Here is a 23,054-nt window from a genome sequence, read left to right as displayed (position 1 = left end):
ATGATCAAATATCTTAATCCATCAACTGAAGACAGTCCTGCAATGAAGATTTTATTCCTATCCAACGTTTTTCCCAACCCGATTCATCCCGGGAAAGGTACGTTCAACAGATCCATGATTGAATCACTGTCTCAATTCCACCGCGTACATGTGATTACACCGGTCTCCTGGCTCGATGAAGCTTCGTATGTACTGAAAAACAAAAAAACCATTGATCGCAAATGGGTTCCCATTGAAAATTCAAGCCAACTCAGTGTGGAGTACCCACGCTTCTATTACCCCCCGAAGCTGCTCCACCAGCACTATGGGCAGTTCCTGTCATGGTCCCTGCACCATTGCCTGCAAAAAACCATTTCCCGTTTTCAACCTGACATTATCCTGTCCTACTGGTTACACCCTGATGGTGAAGTGGCCGTCAAAGCAGCACATGAACATGGTATTCCCGTCGTTGTCATGACCGGTGGCAGTGATGTGCTGCTGCTCACTCGAAATAAGAACAGAAAACGTGCCATTAAAAATGTCCTTCAGCAGGCAGACGGCGTCATCACTGTCAGCAACGACATCAGGAACGCGGTAACCGATCTGCAGGTTCATGCGGAGAAAATCCATACGGTTTATCGTGGTGTCGATCGGGAACTGTTCAGTCCCGGCGATCAACGGGCCGCCCGCGAACGCCTGGGTCTTCCCCTGGATCGAAAGATCATTGTCAGTGTCGGACGTCTGGAACCGGTCAAGGGACACTCTGTCCTTCTGCAGGCCTGCGAGAAAATAAGTAAAGTGGGCACTCATTTTACGTGCTATGTTTTAGGAAATGGTTCACTGGAATCAGCATTATCACAAAAAATCGAACAAGCCGGATTGGGAGAGTTTTTCCAGTTAAAGGGATCACAACAGCAACACCGGCTGGTGGACTGGTATCGTGCTGCGGATCTGATTGCGTTACCAAGTCTCTCAGAAGGAATACCCAATGTGCTTCTGGAAGCAATCTCCTGCGGTAAACCGTTTGTAGCCAGTCGTGTGGGGGGGATTCCCGAAATCGCAGCCCCTGACTGTGATCGACTGGTGACACCTGAAGATTCAAGTGAACTGGCAGTAGCGATTTCCGAAATGCTGGAAGCGACGACTCCTTCTGAGCAAAGGAGTTTTAAACCGATGTCATGGCAGGAGTCATCACTGCAGATCAGTCAGATATTATCCGACTGCAGTACACGTTACACAGCTGGCCTGACCGGACAACAGAAAACTCGTTCGTCTTATCAGAGTAAAGACAAAAAAACAAAACAACAAACCTGAAAACAGCCGCCATGAATACGATTCGCCAGTTTGTCAAGAAAGCAATTCCCGCAGTGATTCCGCGGAAACTGTATCTGGTACATGGTGCTGCTGATCACTTTGAATCGGACACACAAACCAACTGCTGCAACCCAGACAGCAAACCACTCATTAATATTGCTTTGACTTTTGACGATGGTCCCCACCCGGAATACACGCCTCTCCTGCTGGACGTCTTACAGAAATATCAGCAACAGGCAACATTTTTTGTCATCGGCGAAAAAGCACAACAATACCCGCACCTGATTGAACGCATCGTCCAGGAAGGTCACGAGCTGGGTAATCACACGCTGACACATTCCGAACCGGCACAGACATCCACACGCCGTTTTCTGGAAGAGATCCAGGAGACCAATCGAATCCTCGAGGAGATTACCGGAGGGAAAGCGAATCTGGTTCGCCCGCCTAAAGGCAAACTGAATTTCGGCAAACTGCTGGGACTCTGGCGTCAACAGCGCAGTGTCGTCCTGTGGGACATCGATCCCCGTGATTATTTAATGCACGACCAGTCTGAAATCATTAACTGGTGTCAGAACTATCAACCAGTTTCGGGAAACTTCTGCCTGATGCATGACAACCACCCTCACGCAATTGAGGCAGTCCGTCAGCTCTCTGAACGCCAGGACTTCCATATCCAGTCTCATACCGTCAGCCACTGGATTGAAAAGAAACCGCAGTACGCAACACGCACACAACAGGCTTGCGTCTGATATATAATATTGAAAGAACAACGAAACCATGTCCACCATTATCACTCGGCCAATTGAGACTTCAGACTCCCGGGAAAATGCACCTCAGGAGACTGCGCGAAAACGGCTGCTGCTGGTCAGCTATCACTTTCCGCCGGTCGGGGGAGCCGGCGTTCAGCGCCCGGTGAAATTCGTCAAATACCTGCGTCAATATGGCTGGGATGTGAGCGTGCTGATGGCGGCCAATCCTTCGGTCCCCGTATTCGACAACAGCCTGCTGGTCGACATTCCCGAAGAGACGAATCTGGTCAAAGCCCGAACCTGGGAACCGGATTATTCACTCAAAAAGAATATGTCAAATAAAAATCAGAACAGTCAGTCAACCAGTCTGCTGTCACCCGTGAAATCGGCCTGCCGCAAGATCGCCCGGTCAGGTGCAGGTCTGTTGCTCCAGCCCGATTCTCAAATCCTCTGGTACCCCAATGCACTCAAAGCAGGAAAAAAACTGCTGAAAGAAATGCATCATGACGCCATTCTGGCGACTGCGCCCCCCTACTCCAATCTGATCCTTGCCAGCAAATTGAAACGCATCTCGAGGCTGCCTCTGATTGTTGATTTCAGAGACGAATGGGACCTGAGCAGTAAATATCTGGAAAATCATCAACAGGATCGGATTTCGCATCTGATTCAGACCTGTTTACAGAAATCGGTGATGAAGCACGCAGATGCCATCGTTGCCACCACCAAGGCCAGCACACAAAGGCTGCTCGACCGCGCACATCAGTTTGGTACAGATGCGATTGGCAAATGCATCTACAACGGTTTCGACATGGATGACTTCGAACACCTGCTCGAACTTCAGCAGAAGCCACAATCCCAGACAGAACAGAAACGATTTCGTATTGTTTACACGGGGACGCTCTGGAATCTGACTACAGTCGAACCACTGATTCACACCATTGAAGCCGTTCATCAGGCACAGCCTGAGATCCTGAAAAACCTGGAACTGCAGTTCATTGGCAGAAAAACACCGGAACAACAGGCGCTGCTGGAGCGAATCAAACCGACTTCCTGCACCTTGATCACTGAAGATTACTGTGCACATCACGAAGCGCTGAAAAAGATGGCCAAAGCAGATGCCCTCTGCCTGTTACTCAGTGATGTCGAAGGAGCCGACCGCGTCGCTCCTGCCAAGCTGTTTGAATACCTGGCGATTCAACGGGAAATTCTGTCGATTACTCCTGCAGGTGAGACGGCAGACATCCTTGGCAGTTTCTGGCCTGCTTCCAATTTCCGTGCAGATAATATTGCGGGAATGGCTACCTGGTTAACCGAACGACTCACTGAAACCCATGACGCCTGCATTTCTCAATCGGAACAGATTGATCAGTTCAAACGGGAATATCAGGCAGGACAACTGGCAGATCTGTTGAATCAACTTGTGAACAGCAAAGTCTGATCAACTCAACCTCTTACCTCAAGACAGCGAATACAAAGTGAGCAGAATATGAAGTTCTGGGAAGACCTGAAAGCGAAATCAGAATGGTGTTACGGGAGTAACAGCTTCCGCAGCCTGCTGAAGACCTGCCTGACGGATGGCACGATGGCCATGCTGTGGTATCGTCTGATGCAATGGTCTGATTCCTGGAAACTGTTTCCGCTTTCCATGATTTTTAATAAATGTAATGCCATCTTCTGCCAGTGCATCATTGGCCGGGGCGCCAGTTTTGGAAGACGATTTGTCATCATCCACAGCCAGGGAATCGTTATCAACGGCTCAGTCAAAGCTGGTGACGACATCAAGCTCGAGCACCAGGTCACAATCGGCGCCGAGCGCAATACTTCCCCCGAACTTGGATCTGATATTTTCATCGGGGCCGGTGCCAAAATTATTGGTGGCATCCAGCTGGGATCACATTCCAAAGTCGGTGCCAATGCCGTTGTTGTCAAGAATGTTGACCCACATACCACGGTTGGGGGTATCCCGGCCCGGGTGATCAAAGTTCATAATGAAAGTCAGCCAATGAAACAGATTGAAGTGAATCAGGCTGAATTACCCTACAAACAGCTCCAGAAAGGATCATCCGCATGAATTCCATTCTGATCGCCAGCCTGTTCTGGACATCCCTGTTTCTGATTGGTTTTTCCTATGTCGGTTACCCTCTGGTAATCTGGCTGCTGGCACGTAATAAATCCGGGCCACAGGTGACAGAAACACCAGAACCGATCGATACGAATTCTCTACCGACCGTTTCGATCATCATCGCCGCGTACCGCGAAGAAGCAGTGATCCTGGAACGTCTCAACAACCTGGCCCGACTCGATTATCCGACATCAAAACTGGAAATCCTGATTGGCTGCGATGGAAACGAAGACCTGACAGGTGAGTTGGTCAACTCGTACGGCAATGATCAAATCAAATTGATTCAGTTTGAACAGCGCCGCGGGAAAGCATCGGTACTGAATGACTGTGTCCCCCAGGCTGCGGGAGAGATTCTCGTTTTTTCCGATGCGAACACCAACATGGATCCACAATGTATCAGACAGCTGGTGAGGCACTTCCGGGACGAATCAACCGGCTGTGTCTGTGGGCAACTGATCCTGGAAGATGCAGAAACCGGAAAGAATGTAGACGGACTGTATTGGAAGTACGAGAATTTCCTCAAGCATTGTGAAACCAGGCTCGGCGCGGTCCTGGGTGTGAATGGTGCCCTGTATGCTTTAAAAAAATCACTCTACCAGCCAATCCCGGCAGATACCATCATCGACGATTTTCTGATTGGCATGCGGGTTCACCTGGCAGGACAACGTCTCATCTATGATGAAAGTGCCTGCGCGATCGAGGAATCTGCAACCTCCGTCCAGGCAGAATTCAAACGACGGATTCGCATCGGCACCGGCGCCTTTCAGAGCCTGAAACACCTCAAAGGACTGTTGCATCCCCGCTACGGTTCGATTGCATTTGCCTTCTGGTCACACAAACTGCTGCGCTGGTTCTGTCCGGTCTTTATGGGACTGGCTTTTCTGAGCAACCTGTTTTTATTGAATCAACCGCTGTATCAGGCAACGTTGGCGCTGCAGATACTGTTTTATGCTTCAGCTTTCATCGGCATGAAGCTGAACGGCAACAGTCGTCTCCTCAAACTCTGCCGCGTTCCCGGTATGTTCGTTCAAATGAATCTGGCTTTAGGAATCGGCCTGTATCGATTTCTCTTTACCAGACAAAGTGGCATCTGGGAACGCACCGAACGCAGTCAGCCGACCTCTGTTCCGGTCAACGATCAGGAACTTCCTGAAACCGAGCCTGTCATCAGCGATGCGGAAATGATGACTGCCGACACCATCCCCTTTACAAAAAGCTGAAATATAATGTCCCTGTTTTTATCTATCTGTATTTTGATCTGTGTCACAGTACTGCTCGGTCTGGCAGGCGCAGTCTGTTTTGCCATTCGAGCCCGAAACATGCAATACTGGCTGCCTGCCTATCTGTTTTCCAGGAAGCGGGATCCGCAAGTCACGTTCAGCCCGGAACAACCCCGACACATATTTATTGCAGTCTGTGATCACTTTGAACCGGAATGGGGTAACCCCACGAAATCAGAAGCGATTGCCCGCGTCGATCGCTGGTGTGAAGAATACCCGGCTCGATTCTCCCGGTTCAGCGATTCGCGGGGACAGGTACCACAACATACATTCTTCTACCCCCAGGACCAGTACGCTCCCGAGTATCTGGATCGCCTGGCTTCGTTGTGTAAACTGGGTTACGGTGATGTGGAAATTCACCTGCATCATGATCATGACACAGCGGATGGCCTGCGACAGAAGATGAACGAGTTTCGCCAGACCCTGTTTAATCGACATGGACTGTTGCGTAAAGATCCAGAGTCGGGTGAGATTCTCTACAGCTTTATTCACGGCAACTGGGCACTCTGCAACTCACGCCCCGATGGTCGCTGGTGTGGAGTAGACAATGAAATTGAAATCCTGCTGGAAACCGGCTGTTATGCCGACCTGACGATGCCTTCGGCCCCCAGTAATACCCAGACCGAGATCATCAACAGCATCTATTACGCCAAAAACCGTCCAGGCGAACGGAAGTCACAGAATCAGGGGGTTCATGCCCAGGTCGGTCAAACACCTGATTCAGACAGCCTGCTGATGATCCAGGGGCCCTTAAGACTCGACTGGAGTCAACGAAAATGGGGGGTCATGCCTCGCATCGAAAATTCCGACCTGCATGCGGGACGTCCCGGGACAGTCAATCGCCTGCATCACTGGCTGGCTGCAGACGTGCATGTCACAGGACGTCCAGACTGGACTTTCATCAAACTCCATACCCACGGTGCCAAACCCGGGAATATCGACACCCTGCTGGGAGCCGAAACAGAAGCGTTTCACAGCGAACTTCGTGCAGAAGCAGAACGGCATCCGGAGTGGAAATATTACTATGTGACTGCCTGGGAGATGGCAGCCCTGATCCATCAGGCAGAACAGGGAGTCACCGTTCCTGATTTTGAATTGATTTACAAGAATCGCCTCGCTGCTTCTGACTCGCTGGTCAACTCTGAAAAACCTGTGTTCAGCGGTAGTTAATAAAGAAGGTTATCATTCTTTTTTTCACGCGATCGCCGCGGACGCCTCTTTCTGAACAGATTCGCATTGACCAAAATATTAAGATTTGCCAAGATCACCGGCGAAGGTGATATGGTCTAGAGACCTTTCTTCAGAATTCCTATCTTATCATTCGATACCGAAAAACCGGCAAGCGCACTGCTGGTCTGATCGCAAGAGAAATCCATACTGGCTCATCAACGTTTCAAGGAGGAAACAAAATGAGTGTCACATTAGTGCATACCGGCGTATCACATACTCGTATCGAGTACTGTATTTGGGAAGCACTGAATCAGGCCTGGCCTCACTCATCGACGATCGCCCGCTTCGGTACGAAATTTTCTCCTGCGCAGGAAATTAATTCGATTGACTCTGATCTGATCATCAGTACCAGCCTCGAAGCTGCTGCCTCTGTGAAATGCAAAGAGCATCAGTTACACATGTGTTACCTGGAGCCTCTTTCCAGTAACCAGACTCCACTCAATCAGCAGCTCATCAACGGTCTGACCGATGTTGAGTTTGTTGTTCCCACCAAAACGCTTCAGAATCAGAACCGAGATCGATTCACCTCGTTCGTCAAACCACCTGTGGACACTGACTTCTTCTGCTCCGGATTTGAACAGAGAAGTGAATTTTACCTGCTGATTGTCGATGGCCAGTGGTCGGCATCCGATCAACTTGCGGTAAATGCCTGTCAGGAACTGGGACACAGCCTCTCGATTGCAGGGATCTCTGCCGAGGACCTCCCACAGGAACTGCAGGATCATTCATTGATCGAAGTTCTGGGTCCACTGGATGATCAGCAATTGCGGGATCAATACCGCCTCTGTTCTGCAGTGATTTGTCCCCGTGATGTTGATTTCGATCTCTCCGCCGTTGAAGCTCAGAGTTGTGGTACCCCCGTGGTGATCTACTCTGACTGCGAAGCAGCCCGGTCAGTCGTCTGTTTCGAACAGAATGGCCTGGGAAGTGGAATTTATTTTGAAGAACAAACGGTTGCCTCTCTTGTCGGTGCAGTCCGTGAACTGGAGCTCAGACCACAGCGTTGTCAGCCAGTCATCGGCTGGTGCTGTGCCGCACAGTTTTCATTCCACCAGTTCCAGATCTCCTTTAATCAGGCGATCGCGAAAGAAATCGCCTACCGGATACAGACGGCTGCGAGGAAAAAACTGGAAGAGGATCAGCAAAATCAAGGTCCCGAAGAAGAGCGGATCGCTGCATAGTTCCCCTTCGCCTGTTAACAGCCGAAGGTTGATCGTTCGTTCTGCCAGCTGATAATCAAGCTGGCCATGCAATTCCTGTCTGGCCTGAAATTACTTAACCAGTGGGATCTGCGCCTTCATTCCGGCCCCCAACATCATTCGATCAGGAATGATCGCAAAATGTCAGCCTGGGACACCTGCGCAAAGAGTTCCGCTTAATGCCATTTCTAACTTACGATGAGTCATCTTTCTGATCTCTCCTCATTCCAGGCTTGCGATTTCAAAGTAATCCGTACCGAATATCGCATCAACAAAAGCAGATCTTCTGATAAGTCTCTCGTTGAATTACTGTTATTTCCCTTTTATGTCAACGACTTACAATCACAGTGAAAATCAGGGTACGTGAGCAATCAGAAAGAGAGTTCCAGTAATGGATATGAGGTAAATCGAATCACAGCGACCGGGATTTCCGGGCACCAGAACCCATCCCCCCTATTTCTACAATGCTGTCTATTTTCGATAACAGGAGCCTGCTGACTATTTCTCCAAACGCATTGAACGGGTCTGTCGGGACGATCTGGAGTCCTGTCTTCAGGACGCCGATATTTTATTATTAGTTAGTATTTCCAGAACCAGCGGTGAGACGCTGTTTTCTATAAGTCACTCAATCGCCACGCAAGGATGCAAGCGGTTCATGTCAAATCAAACAATCGAATCACTGGAACAACGGGTCAAAGAACTGGAAGCCCAGATAGAAGATTACCAGAAACAGTTGATCCATGCTCAGAAAATGAGTTCCGTTGGTGCCCTGGCCTCTTCAATCACTCACGAGTTCAATAATATTCTGACGACCGTCATCAATTACGCCAAACTTGGTTTGCGTCACAAAGAAGAAGAACGGCGTGAGAAAGCGTTTAACAAAATCCTGTCTGCCGGCCAGCGTGCTGCAAAAATCACAACAGGCATGCTCTCTTACGCCCGTGGCAGTGAAAGTCGCCAGGAACCGGTTGACCTGGTCGTGCTGGTAAAAAGTGTCATTGCCCTGGTCGAGAAAGACCTCTCCATGAACCGTGTCAATTTGCACACTCATTTCGAGGCCCAACCGGAAGTCGTACTCAATCCGAACCAGATTCAGCAGGTCCTTGTCAATCTGATCGTCAACGCACGACAGGCCATGCCTACAGGCGGTCGACTCGATCTGGCGGTGCGACTGAATGCGGAAGCGAACATGGCAGAAGTCATCGTACGCGACAGTGGAGCCGGTATCCCGTCAGAGCAGCTGCATCACATTTTCGATCAGTTCTATACCACCAAAGAAGCTGATGAAAACGGCCAGGGAGGAACCGGTTTAGGTCTTTCATTGGCTAAAGAGGTCATGGAAGCACATCACGGCCGAATTCGTGTGGAAAGTGCCGTCGGCAAAGGAACCGCTTTTACGCTTAAGTTCCCGCTTTCCAGCACCGCCATCGAAGCAGCCTGAAACAACGCATCTGAGGCTTAAATTCAGTACACAGCTGCCTGACCAGTCGATGAATGCGATATTTTAAGGCATTTCCATTGAATTCCTTAAAGCGTTAGACTATATAATCTTAATCTTAAGCCGGAGTGGCGGAATCGGCAGACGCGCTGGATTCAAAATCCAGTGGGGGTAAACCCCGTGTGGGTTCAAGTCCCACCTCCGGTACTATAAAAACCCGACGGGAAATGGTGTGAAAACCTTTCCCGTCGGGTTTTTGTTTTTGTGGCGTCTAAGAGCAGCAATTGCCCTGGGCGGCATCAGCTCCCCTGCATCGCCAGATCCAAAAAGACGACGTGCGAGGGGTTACCGACGGCGGCGTAGTGGCCTGTGAATGTCAGTTTGCCGGTCTGTTGATTCACTTTGAATACAGCCACGCTGTCGGCCCGCTGATTGCAGCAATACAAAAATTCACCGGTGGGATCGAAACTGAAGCTGCGCGGATAATTGCCGCGGGTCCACTCGTCGGCCACCCAGGTCAGCTCCCCCTGCGGACCGACTGCGAAAATGCCGATGCTGTCATGCAGGCGATTGCCCGCGTAAACGAACTTCCCATCCTCTGAAACGAGAATTTCAGAACAGAAGTTGCTGCCTTTAAAGCCATCTGGCAGTGTTGAAACAGTCTGACGCGCAGTCAGGGTTCCTGCTTTCGTATCATAATCGAACAGGACCAGGGTCGAACCTTCTTCCTGAATGGAATAGAACCAGCGTCCATTGGGATGAAAGTGGAAGTGTCGGGGACCATCGCCGGGAGGTAGTGAGATCGCAGGCGGATCGTTCGGAGTCAGCTTTCCGGATTTCTCGTCGAACTTCCAGATATAAATTTTATCCAGTCCCAGATCGACGTGCAGAACAAAACGTCCGGAAGGATCAGCCTGAATCATATGTGCGTGCGTGTGATCATGGCCGCTGAAAGCATAGCTGCCTTCCGGTGCATTTTCAGCAGTGGTGGGACCAATCTTCCCGGCATCATTTTTAACATCGGTCGCTTCACCCAGAGATCCATCTTCCAGAATGGGAAGCACAGAAACCGAACCACCAAAATAATTGGCGATCAACAGATATTTTCCTGAGGGATGCATGCTCACATAAGTCGGTCCGTCTCCCCCTGAACTGACTTTGTTGAGCGGTGTAAGTGATCCATCTTCTCTGTTAATAGCGAATGCGGAAACGGAACCATGCTTCTCTTTCCCCACGCGATCGGTTTCATTCGTCGAATAAAGTCGTGTGCCAGCGGCGTTGACCGCCAGACAACTGGGACTTGTCCCCATCCGCTGGATGCCGGCGGGGGTCATCTCTCCGGTCTTGCGATCAATCTGAAACAGATGAATGCCGCGCCCATTGCCGGGGGGTAGATCAACCTGCGTGTCCAGAACATCCTGGAGAGGAGAACTGAATGTACCTACATAGGCCATCAATGGTTTGTCTGCTGACTTTGATTCAGCCTGAGCCAGACTGCTGGCGACGAGTGATATTGTCCCCGACATAGCGAGAGATGATTTCAGGAATGAACGGCGAGACTGCCCGGTATGATTCATAGGTGAGTTTCTTTTTTTGTAGTGAGTCAGTGGGTGAGATATTTGAAGAACAGAGCACAATAATATCTCAACCTTTCACAGATTGCATTTGCTATCAGCAAGAATTCCGTATGCAAAACCAGTTCTGAGATTAATGATCCTTCGTTGCTTCATTTCCTGAACTGTTTAATAAGTCAGATTGGATTACCCCATCAGCACTTTGCAACTTTGCATATAACTTGCCTCAAGTTATACCAACGGATAGACTTAAACCACTTCTTTCTGTTTCGGCGAGTCTGGCTGAATCGAAATGGAGGCAGGCACCAAGCTTCTTTTTCACAGATCTATTCTACACCAGGATCTCAACCGCAGACGTGTTTTCCGGGAGTTCAGTTCATGCCTGTCATTCGTGATATCGTTGTTATATTAAATCTTATATTACTCATTTCACTCACAGCTGGCTGCCAGAAAAGTCAAACAACGGATCTTGAAAGCAAACAGGAATCTCCAACTGCTGAGGAAAATCCACCTGTTGCCTCAGAAGAAAAACTGAGCGACCTTCTGCTGGCAATCAAGACTGACGAGCCGATGAAAGCCGAGCGTTTCCAGGCAGTCAAAGAACGTTTTAAGCAGATTGGTCTGGCGTTCCAAAACTTCAAGGACAAAAACCAATACTACCTGCCGACACCTGAGTCGCATCCTGAGTATTATGACGAAAATGGTCGTCTGAAAGTCAGCTGGCGGGTACATCTTCTACCTTTCCTTGGTCTGAATAAACTGTACGAACAATTCAAACTGGATGAAGACTGGGATAGTCCTCACAATGCGCCACTTGCTGAAAACATGCCCGATGTCTTCCGCTCCCCGGATACTCCAGCAGACTCGAACAAAACCCGCTTTCGAATTTTTGAAGGAAAGTGGAACAGGACTTTAGGTAACATTCTCTCCCCAAACACGATGTTTCCGCGGGGAACTCCAACACAAAATAAAGACTTCCTGGATGGTAGGAACAATACGGTGATGGTGGTCGAAGCGGGACCCGATCAGGCAGTGGAATGGACTAACCCCACTGGCTTGAATGGTTACCATCCTCTGGAGGAACTTGGTTACACTGCTGCCAGTATTCCAGTGTTACGTGCCGATGGATCGATTATGTCGGTCAGTAAAAAGATTGATGAAAAGGTGTGGAAAATCATAATTGGCCCACAAGATAGAACACGGCTCAACTGGAGAGAATTCACTGTAATTGAATCAATGCTGACGTCTGAAGAACTCCGCCAGTTCAATCACCTCAAACTGCTTGCATCGGCTTTTCACACTTACAGGGAAAAATATGGCCAATTCCCTTTAGCCGATGAACACCTGGCGGAAAACAAACCGCTGTTAAGCTGGCGCGTCCATCTGCTCCCCTTCGTCGATCAGGCTGATCTCTATAATGAATTCCATCTGGATGAAAGCTGGGACAGTCCCCACAACAAAACTCTCTTGAAGAAAATACCGGACATCTATCAGTTCGATTCTCAAGTAGAGCTGGGAAACACACAAGCCATGACATTTTCGGGCAAACTGACTCCTTTTGCAGCAGGTCGTGGTCCCAAAGGGAGAGACATTACTGATGGTTTCATCAACACGATTCAGTTCGTAGTCGCCGCCCCAGACACAGCAGTACCCTGGACAAAACCCGGCGATCTTCCCTTCGATCCTGAGAATCCTGTCAAAGCATTGGGAAACCTTACTTCTCCTGAATTTATTGCAGTCATTATGGACAGCTCCATTCGCTATGTTCCTCAGAATATCCCTGCCCAGGAATTAAGTCACCTGATTCAGCACAAAGATGGCAACGTGATTAATTTCCAGCTCAGACGGATCATCCCCTACTAGGAACAGAATCTGATTTCAAACCAGATTCTGTCTTGAGTAAGGCGACATTTCCGAGTGAAAACGGCCATGCCAGCTGGCATTAAACGCAACTTGCCCGCTCGCCACACATCCAAAACCACTTAATACACTCATTTTATCAATTAAATCTATTGTCAATGGTCAGATTGTCCATGTATGCTAATGGACATGCCATCTGTACAAATAGGCGCAGCCTATCATTTTGAAGTGAACTGATTCTTTAATACGAATCGCATAGCTCACTCCAGCCATAAAGCCTTTTAGACTCAGTCGTTCTGCTATCGAATTGACTGAACAGATAATAAACCAGAAAGAACCAGACGCTCATGCTGTTGACCTACTGGTTAAGGTCGTTTTTATCCTATCTCCGACCTTCCCATCACCCCGCGCATAAGCGCCGTCTTCGTTCCCATTACGGCACGCAAGCTGTTCTGAATCACCAGAGACGACCTGTTACTGTCGAAGAACTCGAAGACCGCACTCTCTTGACGTCTGTGTTTAATATTAATGACGTAGTTGTTGTAGAAGGCGATGCAGGTACGACAAGTGCTCTCTTTACAGTGACAAGATCGGGAACGAACGCGGGGGATCTCAACAGTAATGCAAGCATACAGTACGTAACATCCAAATATTCCGCATCAAATCAGGATGGCGATTATTCCAATTTGTCTGGCACACTTACATTTGCTGCAGATCCAACAGCACTTTCGCAAACAGAGACAATCACAATTCTAGTCAATGGGGACTCTTCCCTGGAGCTTGATGAGTTCTTCACTGTCCGGCTCCATGGCAATAGTACCGGTACAACAATTGAAGATAACATTGGAGTAGCTACCATTCTGAATGATGATTTTCAGGACTTGGTAGAAATTCAAAGTACAGCACCGCCGGCGCCCCTCTCAGACGGAGACCATTTCGGAAATGAAATTTCGGTTGATGGAAACTACATGGTTGTCGGTGTAATAGACAGTGATCTGGCTGGTACTGATGCTGGTGCCGCTTATATCTATTTCCGCAACACTCACAACACTGCAGGAGAGTTTGATGATACGTGGGAGTATGTGGCAACTCTCACCGCATTCGACGCTGCTGCAGGCGATCAGTTTGGCTCAAGCGTGGCAATCGATGGAGATACCATCGTGATTGGGGCATACGCTGATGATGATCTGGGTGATGAAAGTGGTTCTGTTTACGTTTTTCGACAGAATGGATCAAACTGGGATTTCGAACAGAAGCTGACGGCATCGGATGGAAATGCCGGCGATCAATTTGGTGGCGCAGTTACAATCGATAACAATACCATCATAGTTGGTTCGACTTTCCACGAATTGGATGGCCCGGGAAACATTCCGGACTCAGGTGCTGCATATGCCTTTACCCGATCGGGCACGAACTGGTCAGAGTCACAAATGATTACCGCTTCGAATGGAGCCCTCTCAGATCAATTTGGCTGGTCTGTGGCAATTCAAAGTAACTATATCTTTATTTCAGGTTTAAAGTCTGACACAAATGAATCGTCAAATGATGCGGGAGCCGTGTATGTCTTTAAGAACATTGACGGTACATGGGTCGAGCAGCAGATTCTAGGACCTCCCGATGGTGCAACAAATGATCTGTTCGGATACGATCTTGACGTCTACGGAAATCAACTGGGTGTGATTTCCACGGGCACGGTTGCGTATAAAGGTGCTGCCTATATTTTTAAAAATAATTCCGGTTACTGGGAATTTCAGCAAAAAATCATCCATACCGGAGATGAGGCAAACGACCAGTCAGCTTTTTCCATCAAACTCTCCACTGAATTAATGGTAATTGGCTCGATCCTGGATGACGGAAACGCATCAGATTCTGGGACAGCCACATTGTATCGCCTGCTTGGCGATTCGTGGATTGAATCAAAAACATTTTTCTCAGAGGATGGAACGCCTCAGGATCAATTTGGATATGATGTTTCCATATCCGGCACCCACGTGATAGCCAGTGCACCTTTGAGTGATGCAACCAGTTCTGATGCAGGTAGCTTCCATGTATTCAACTCAAATAATGAGGCATTTTCTATCAATGTACTCAGAAAAGCTGAAGGAGATTCCGGCGAAACGATCTTTACATTCGAAGTAACGCGCAAAGGTGAAGGTCAGGGAGATTTGAATTTCAACTCTTCCGTCAGTTTCACTACCATTGATGGAACTGCCACCGTGGCGGATGGTGACTATCAGGCACAGTCTGGTATTGTTACATTCGATGCCAGTCCGACCGCTCTCTCTCAAACTAAAACCATCTCCATTGTTGTATATAGCGATACGATATATGAAGGTCCCGGCTTTGAAACATTCGAAGTCCTGCTTTCTAACCCGTCCAATGGCGCTACTCTGATTGTTCCCAAAGCAACTGGATACATCATCAATGACGATAATCCCGAAAATGACTTACCCATTCTGACCGTCAACGATGTATCTGTGTATGAAGACGAAGGAGCAGCTGTAGTCAACTTCGTATTAGATCGCATACTTTCAGAAGATCTTGAAATTCATTTTAATATTGAAGGAGGCTCAGCACGAAGGAATGTTGACTTTTTCGATATCAATCCCATCGTCATTATTCCTGCAGGTCAAACTTCTGCCTCAATATCTTTTCCGATCACGGTAGACAATGTGGTCGAGGCGGATGAATCATTTACGATTTCAGTGGACCGCTCATCCAGTATCCGTACTTACACCAGCGATCCGGTTAAAGTGACAATTCTTAACGATGACCAGGCAACGGTTTCGATCAGTGATGCTACCGTGAATGAATCAGAAGGAACGGTCACATTAGAAATCATATGGAGTGCTCCTGTTGATGCCCCGTTCGATCTGGACTATACCACAGTGAATAACTCTGCGTTCAATTCTGAAGACTTCCAGTCGACTTCGGGCATCATTGACAATCTGGGTTATACCCCAACCCCCTACTACCTCACTATCCCTGTTCTCAATGACAACGTGCGAGAGCACGAAGAATCATTTTATGTGAACCTGAGCCACATTCAGTTTTATGAATATCGCAATGTCATCTTTGGAGACAGTCAGGCGCTAGTCACGATTATTGACGATGATGGCCCTGCCATTTCTGTTGAGGATATCACCGTCAATGAGGATGCAGACTTCGCGACTGTGACCATCACTCTCAACAAAGCTTCTGCGGATCAGGTCACCGTCGATTATTCGACTGCCAATCAGACAGCTGCCCAAACCGATGATTACACACCCGCTTCAGGAACACTCACATTCGCCCCAGGTGAAACATCAAAGACGATTAGCATTTCGATCATCGATTCCGTTTTTTCAGAAGAGACAGAAACACTTCAGGTCAATTTGAGTAATCTTGTTTCGGACGATCCGTTTGTGTTTCTAAGAAAGGCACAGGGAGAAGTCACCATTCTGGATGACGATTATTTCTTTCTCTCCATTGACACCCAGAACGTAAATGAAGCCGATGGAACAGCCGTACTTACTGTTTCACTGGAACAGGCTGCGCCTACTGCAATCAGCATGAACTACTGGACTCACTTCTATTCAGCCAGGGAAGGAACCGATTTCGAGTCAACCACGGGAATCTTGACATTTAACCCGGGTGAAACGATCAAGACAATATCAGTCCCGCTGATCGATGATTACATACCAGAAAATCAGGAAAAATTTTACGTCAGAATCAGTGATGTGCAAGGTAATGGCTCGAATGTCACAATAACCGAGGATACAGGCTATATATTCATTAATGATGAAGATCAATACTACCTGACCATCGACGATCTATCTGTCAATGAAACTGACGGAGTAGCCTTACTGACGGTCACTCTAGATCATGCGCTTCCCACTGAACTGACTGTCAATTACACATCTCTCGATCAGACAGCCATCGCCGGAAGTGACTATGAGTCTGTTTCAGGAACGCTCACTTTTGCTCCGGGAGAACTGACGAAGACTATTTCGGTATCACTAATTGATGGAAACAGCGTCGAAGTCCTGGAAACATTTCTGATCGGGCTTAGTAATCCTGTCACAACGGGAGGCGAGGTTTCATTCATTCAAAGTCAGGCCCAGATTTCAATCATTGATGATGAGTTTGCCAGTATTTCGATCAATGACGTCTCCGTTGATGAAGAACTGGGTACCGCTGTGCTGACAGTCAGTATAAACCATCCAGTGGATACAACATTGAATGTCGGCTTCGCAACTGCCGAACAGTCTGCTACAGAGGGTCAGGATTTTCAGTATCAATCAGGTACCCTGATCTTTGAACCAGGAGAAACGTCAAAAGAACTTCATATTAATTTTACAAATGATGATATCGTAGAGTTTTCTGAAACTTTCCTGGTAAACCTCAGTCTGAATAATCAGGTTAGCTCACCTAATATCCAGTTGGTAGACAGTCAGGCTGAAATCACAATTCTAAACGATGACCAGTGTATTATCACTATCCATGACGTGACCGTCGATGAAAGGGAAGGTTCCGCAAAAGTCAGAGTTTCAATTAGTAATCGCATTTCTTCGACCATCAGCTTTGATTGCACAACGATAGATCAAACCGCTTCCAGTCCTGAAGATTATACTTCAATAACTCAGACCAGAACAATTACTTCCAATACCACGGGCCTTTATATCATAATCCCTGTGATCGACGACACAATTTTCGAAGATCCAGAAAGACTGTTACTCCAGATCTCCAATTTTCAGACAAACGGAGCGAACGTCATTCTAGCGAACGATCAGGCTGTGATCACGATTTATGATTCCATGGATACACAGATCCAGATCCAGGACTTCACCGTCGATGAGAATGCTGAAGAAGCATTAGTAAACATCACATTAACGGCTCCCATCGACGGAACTGTCAGCATAGACTATACCACTGTGGATGGTACTGCCCGAGATACTTCAGATTATCTCGCCCGCTCTGGTTCTCTGGTTTTTCTGGCAGGGGAAACCACTAAAACCGTATCAATTCCCCTCGTTTACTCCCCAACGGTTGAATTAAACAAATATTTCCGATTCCAAATCAGCAATTTTCTGATCAATGGAATTAACACTCCCATCTCAGACAATGAATCAGAAATCGAGATTCGCGATAGAGACTCGGCCCGGATCAATCTTCCGCAAGATTTTTCTGTTCAAGAGTCAGATGGTTCAGTAACAGTTACGGTAACGATGAATCGCCCTGCCAGCACTGCGGTTCAATTTAATTATTTTCTGGTTCAAGGAAGTGCTGACGAATCTGAAGACTACACAGATGTTTCGGGGACTTTGATCTTCAATCCGGGAGAACAGTCGAAATCGTTTACCATCCCGATTCTTGAAGATGAGCTCATCGAAGCAGACGAAACATTCCGAGTCATTTTGAACCGTCTGGAAACATCTGACACGAACATAAACCTGGACAACTTTGCCTGTAACATCACCATTGTCGACAACGATGTAGGTACACTTTCTATAGACGATCTTACAGTGAGAGAGGAAGACGGCAATTTCTATGTCAATTTGTCTCTCACCAAAGCACTCGGCACGAACTTATATGTCTTTTACGAGTTAGTAGACGTGACTGCCACTCAGCCCGAGGATTACGCACCAAGATCAGATCGAGTGGAGCTTATCGCAGGCTATCTGTCTCGCAGTTTTTCTTTTATATTAAAAGAAGATGCGATCCAGGAAGATACCGAGACGTTTCAGATTAATTTACTGAGTATCACATATTCAGACATGTATGGTCTTACTCTGGGAGACAGTTCTGCCACGATTACCATTTTGGACGATGACCATCCATTGATCAGTGTCCAGGATATTTATGTAGATGAAGATGCTGGTGAAGCAGTCGTTACGGTTTCATCATCGCTGCCTCCGACTTCAGCCTTCAGCGTCGATTTTGCAACTTCTAGTGACACCGCTCTGGTTAACGCTGACTACCTTGTCCATTCAGGCACGCTCATATTTGAGGTGGGAGAACAGACTAAGACCATATCGATCCCAATCGTCAACTCAAGTCAAGTCGAAGCAGATGAAAAATTTTTAATCAACCTCTCTAACCTGCAGGCTGGTGAATCGAATGCTGAACTCTTCGACGATCAGGCGATTGTCACAATTAAGGATGACGATCCGGTCCATGTCAGGATCAGCGATGTCACAGTAGATGAAACTGCAGACACTGCTACCGTATATGTCACATTGGATCAACCAGTCGACGTAGAAGTCAGCATGCGATATTCAAGCTCACAGAGCTCCGCTATCAATAATGAAGATTTTATTGGAGAGGCTGAGAACTTCACTTTCCAGCCAGGTGAGCAGGAATATAGCATTACATTTTCCATTGTGGATACAGACATAGTGGAAATTGATGAATATTTTCTGGTCAGACTCCTCAATCCACAGGCAGGTGGCGCGGATATTATTCTCTCAGACTCTGTAGGTTATGTTCACATTCACGATGATGATCAGGCGCAGCTGTCAATCGAAGACCTGACTGTCAATGAGGACATTGGTGTTGCTTCAATCGTTGTCTCTCTAGACCATCCTGTCGACACAGCAATCACTGTGAATTACTCAACAGTGGAACAGTCTGCCAGCAGCGACAATGACTATATCGCTCCTCAGTCCGGAACTTTCACGATTGATCCAGGCGAGCTCACCCAGACAATTATGATCCCCGTGGTGAACTCGGACCTTTTGGAACAGACAGAAAGCTTCCTGGTTCAACTTAACTCTATTCAGGCTTCAGGAAGAAATGTTGTCTTTGCGAATGAACAGGCTGAGGTTACAATCCTCGATGATGATCAATCCAATATTTCGATCAGTGATATTTCTGTCGATGAAGATGCAGGAACTGCCTTACTGACCGTCGAATTAAGCAAGCCGGTTGAAACTGCTGTCAGTGTTGATTTTTTTACAGCCGAAAATAGTGCTTTTGATCAGCAGGATTTTACCGCTCTTTCAGGTACATTAACCTTTAACTCAGGTGAACAATCTAAAACTATCATTATTCCGATTATCGATTCGGATACTGTTGAAGTGAACGAAAGTTTTCAGGTCATCCTGAGCAATATTCAATCCGGTAACTTTGATGTCATCTTAGCAGTGAATCAGGCGGAAGTCACCATCATTGACGATGACCAGGCTATGGTGACTATCAACAATATTTCAGTCGACGAAGCAGCAGGCACTGCGACTCTGACAGTTTCTTTAGACCATCCAGTTACTCAGTCAATCAGCCTCGATTACCAGACTGCCGATGACACCGCAACCAGCCCCGCTGATTTCATCAGTCAGTCGGGAACCCTGACATTTGCTCCTTCTGAAATTGAAAAATCGATTACTATCTCAATCGTTGATTCCAATCTTTTAGAAACAGAGGAACGTTTGCTGGTCAATCTTTCAAATCTACAGGCCGGAACAGCAAATGTCAGTTTTACGAACATCCATGGCGTGATCACGATTTTTGACGATGATCATTCCAATCTGCGCATTAGTGATCTTACCGTCCAGGAAGATACCGGCATTACGTATGTGACGGTCTCTCTCGATAAGCCGCTAGTGACTCCGGTTTCCATTGATTTCAGTACGGCTGGTCAGTCAGCCACACAGTCTGCCGATTTCGAACAATTGTCAGGTACTTTGACATTTGCCCCTGGTGAACTCACAAAGTTTATTCCTATTGTTATCACTGACGATGAATTTGTGGAAATGACTGAAACTCTGCTGATTAATCTCTCCAATCTACAGACGACCAGCCCCTTTGTCACTCTTTTAGACTCACAAGCTGTTCTCACAATCGAAAATGATGATATCACGAAAGTTGCAGTCAATAATATCGCAGTGAATGAGGCATCCGGGTCTGCATTGATCCAGATCACGCTCGATCACCCCGTCTCGTCTACGATTACACTCGACTATACCACTGCCGATGATACTGCTTCGAATGCTTCAGATTATTTCGGAAAGTCTGGTACCCTGACCTTTCTGGCAGGACAACAGACCAAATACGTTTCGATACCCATTCTCAACGACAACCTTGTGGAAGGTAATGAATCATTTTTATTCAACCTGACCAACCTTCAGGCTAATGGTTTTGACGTTGATTTCCTCAATGAACAGGCACAGATCACGATTCAGGATAATGACCAGGCCAGTATCTCGGTTAGCGATATTTCGGTAGATGAAGACGCTGGAACGGCATTCGTCACTGTGACACTGAATCAACCTGTCTATACAGAAGTCTCTGTTGACTATTCAACCTCTGAACAATCTGCGCTTGGCACGCTCGACTTTATTTCCACTTCAGGAACTCTGTCCTTTGATCCCGGAGAGCAGAGCAAAACCATTGCCATCTCCCTGGTGAATACCGATCTGGTTGAGTCCGACGAAACGTTTCTAATTAATCTGTTTAACATTCAGGCAAACGAGGCCAATCTTTCTCTGGCAGATGCCCAGGCGATTGTGACAATCCTTGACGATGACCAGGCTCATATTTCTATCGAAGATATTTCTGTAGTCGAAAGTGCTGGAACAGCGGTGATTACAGTGTCACTCGATGCCACTGTCGATACCGCCGTCAGCGTAGACTTTTCCACGTCTGACCAGACCGCAATTCACCCCGACGATTATCATGCTGTTTCAGGCACCTTGTTATTTAATCCTGGTGAGTTGTCACAGACCATCACCGTGGCAATCGTCGATTCTGATAATTTTGAAATCAATGAAACCTTTCAGATCGATTTATTAAATATTCATACGTCCGCTCGCAGCGTCACACTGGCAGATAATCAGGCAGTGATCACAATCCAGGACAAAGTGACCGCCGAGGCTAACCTTCAGTTCAGGGTAGTAAATCAGCCAACCGTTAACAGTTCGACAGGAGAATCTGAAACACTTCCCGAAAATCAAAATATCATCAGTGAATGGTCTACCTACTGGGTTGAAATCTGGGTCGATTTCACGAGCCACTTCGACCAGGGAGTCTTCTCTGTCAATGCAGATTTCAACTATAACACGGCATACGCATCTGCTGCAGAATTTGTATTCGGAGAAGGATTCACACAGAACCGGGCAGGCTCTATCGATGATCTGACGGGATCCGTCACCGGACTTCATGCCGAAACAACAACGAATGGTCTGGGAGCAGACAACCCGATATTGTTCGCACGCATCCGATTTTCACCTGGACCTGATGATCAGGTTACACTCCAGACCGAACCAGAAAGCATTGGCCCCTATAATCTGAACTTTGAGCTCACTAATACTCAAGTCGAATTAGCAGGTAATACACCAGTCACTGTAAACGCAGATTTATCACCAGGATCTTTAATCTACGCCAATCCATTCGATCTGAATGACGATGATATTATTAATTATCGCGATCTGATCCTCATAGTTGGCTTGTATAATTCTGTTCCCAGTGAGTCCGAATCCAGATACGCCTGGTTCTCTGACTACAACCAGGATGATCTTATCAACTACAGGGACCTGATTTCACTGGTAGGGAATTACGGTAAAAGTAAAGAGAACCAGTCTCCAGTCAACTATCCACAAACTTATCCGACCGCATGGACGAATTTACTGCTCGTCGACACATTCAGCACACCACCTGTGACAGCCGATTCCATTTCGCAGTCCAGTGTCGTTTCCACATTTGATACTGTGATCGAACAGACCAGAACCAGCCCTGCCCTCTCCATTGAACAGCAGCAGACTCTGAAACAGATCGACATTCAGGTGATCGACCTGGGTGCTGATATTCTGGGAACTGCAGCCGGTAGTACTATATATATCGACGTCGATGCCGCCGGTTATGGCTGGTTTATCGACTCGACTCCTGCCGGCAACAGCGAATATACCTGGTCCAGTGAACTGACCCTGATCGCACTGCCTGACAGCGATGCTGCCGGAGGTATCGATCTCTGGACCGTCATCCAGCATGAACTGGGACACCTGTTGGGTTACGAACACTCAGAATCCGGACTGATGCAGGAAACCCTCGCCCCTGGGATTCGCCTGCTTCCCGAATGGGAATGGAATTTCGAATACGAAACCCCGCTGGAACCAGAAGCCGTCGATCCCCACTTCTCAAAGATGCAGGACGAAACGAATCTGCTTCCGTTTTAGACTATGTCCTGTTTTTTCTATCGTGTTTCCAAGGCCAATTGGGAAAAGTAGATTAGATCGAGCAACGTTCTGTTAAATGTGATGCGATCAAGCATCACAGTAAAGCCATAGCTTCGAGATAGTCTAATTCATACGCTGGTGGAATGGTCACAACAGTGGTA

Annotated in this window: 11 protein-coding genes and 1 tRNA gene; 11 read left to right on the top strand and 1 reads right to left on the bottom strand. The window is 47.5% G+C overall.

Translation table 11 applies throughout. The features are described 5' to 3' along the window. From ACN0YN_RS02040 to ACN0YN_RS02000, 9 genes are all read left to right on the top strand, one after another. Positions 1-1,293: a glycosyltransferase gene (locus ACN0YN_RS02040; protein ID WP_417383310.1), complete on the top strand. Its 1,293-nt coding sequence runs from the start codon at positions 1-3 to the stop codon at positions 1,291-1,293. A gap of 11 nt (positions 1,294-1,304) precedes the next feature. Next, a complete protein-coding gene (locus ACN0YN_RS02035; RefSeq protein ID WP_417383309.1) occupies positions 1,305-2,042 on the top strand; it encodes a polysaccharide deacetylase family protein in 738 nt (245 codons plus the stop codon). A gap of 28 nt (positions 2,043-2,070) precedes the next feature. Then, positions 2,071-3,480, top strand: a complete 1,410-nt coding sequence (locus ACN0YN_RS02030) for a hypothetical protein (RefSeq protein WP_417383308.1) — start codon at positions 2,071-2,073, stop codon at positions 3,478-3,480. Between the two features lie 48 nt (positions 3,481-3,528). After that, the gene (locus ACN0YN_RS02025; protein WP_417383307.1) at positions 3,529-4,113 is read left to right on the top strand and encodes a serine O-acetyltransferase; all 585 of its coding nucleotides are present in this window, start codon (positions 3,529-3,531) and stop codon (positions 4,111-4,113) included. Beyond that, entirely contained in the window at positions 4,110-5,384 is a 1,275-nt protein-coding gene (locus ACN0YN_RS02020; protein ID WP_417383306.1) for a glycosyltransferase family 2 protein, read from the top strand. Before ACN0YN_RS02025 ends, ACN0YN_RS02020 begins: the two co-directional genes overlap by 4 nt. Positions 5,385-5,390: 6 nt before the next feature. After that, positions 5,391-6,614, top strand: a complete 1,224-nt coding sequence (locus tag ACN0YN_RS02015) for a hypothetical protein (protein WP_417383305.1) — start codon at positions 5,391-5,393, stop codon at positions 6,612-6,614. Positions 6,615-6,853: 239 nt separating this feature from the next. Continuing rightward, positions 6,854-7,855: a glycosyltransferase gene (locus ACN0YN_RS02010; protein ID WP_417383304.1), complete on the top strand. Its 1,002-nt coding sequence runs from the start codon at positions 6,854-6,856 to the stop codon at positions 7,853-7,855. Between the two features lie 673 nt (positions 7,856-8,528). After that, complete coding sequence (locus tag ACN0YN_RS02005) at positions 8,529-9,314, top strand: sensor histidine kinase (RefSeq protein WP_417383303.1); 786 nt, start codon at positions 8,529-8,531, stop codon at positions 9,312-9,314. A gap of 119 nt (positions 9,315-9,433) precedes the next feature. After that, positions 9,434-9,518, top strand: a tRNA-Leu gene (locus ACN0YN_RS02000). Positions 9,519-9,610: 92 nt separating this feature from the next. Here the strand turns inward: ACN0YN_RS02000 and ACN0YN_RS01995 are convergent. Next, entirely contained in the window at positions 9,611-10,888 is a 1,278-nt protein-coding gene (locus tag ACN0YN_RS01995; RefSeq protein WP_417383302.1) for a lactonase family protein, read from the bottom strand. A gap of 375 nt (positions 10,889-11,263) precedes the next feature. Between ACN0YN_RS01995 and ACN0YN_RS01990 the strand changes: the two genes are divergently transcribed. Further along, the gene (locus ACN0YN_RS01990; protein WP_417383301.1) at positions 11,264-12,748 is read left to right on the top strand and encodes a DUF1559 domain-containing protein; all 1,485 of its coding nucleotides are present in this window, start codon (positions 11,264-11,266) and stop codon (positions 12,746-12,748) included. Positions 12,749-13,092: 344 nt separating this feature from the next. Beyond that, entirely contained in the window at positions 13,093-22,893 is a 9,801-nt protein-coding gene (locus ACN0YN_RS01985) for a Calx-beta domain-containing protein (protein WP_417383300.1), read from the top strand. The last annotated feature ends 161 nt before the right edge of the window (positions 22,894-23,054 follow it).

Source organism: Gimesia sp. (assembly GCF_048260065.1).
GTDB lineage: Bacteria > Planctomycetota > Planctomycetia > Planctomycetales > Planctomycetaceae > Gimesia.
The sequence above is the reverse complement of the archived record's forward strand: the minus strand, read 5'-3'. Positions and strand labels throughout refer to the sequence as shown.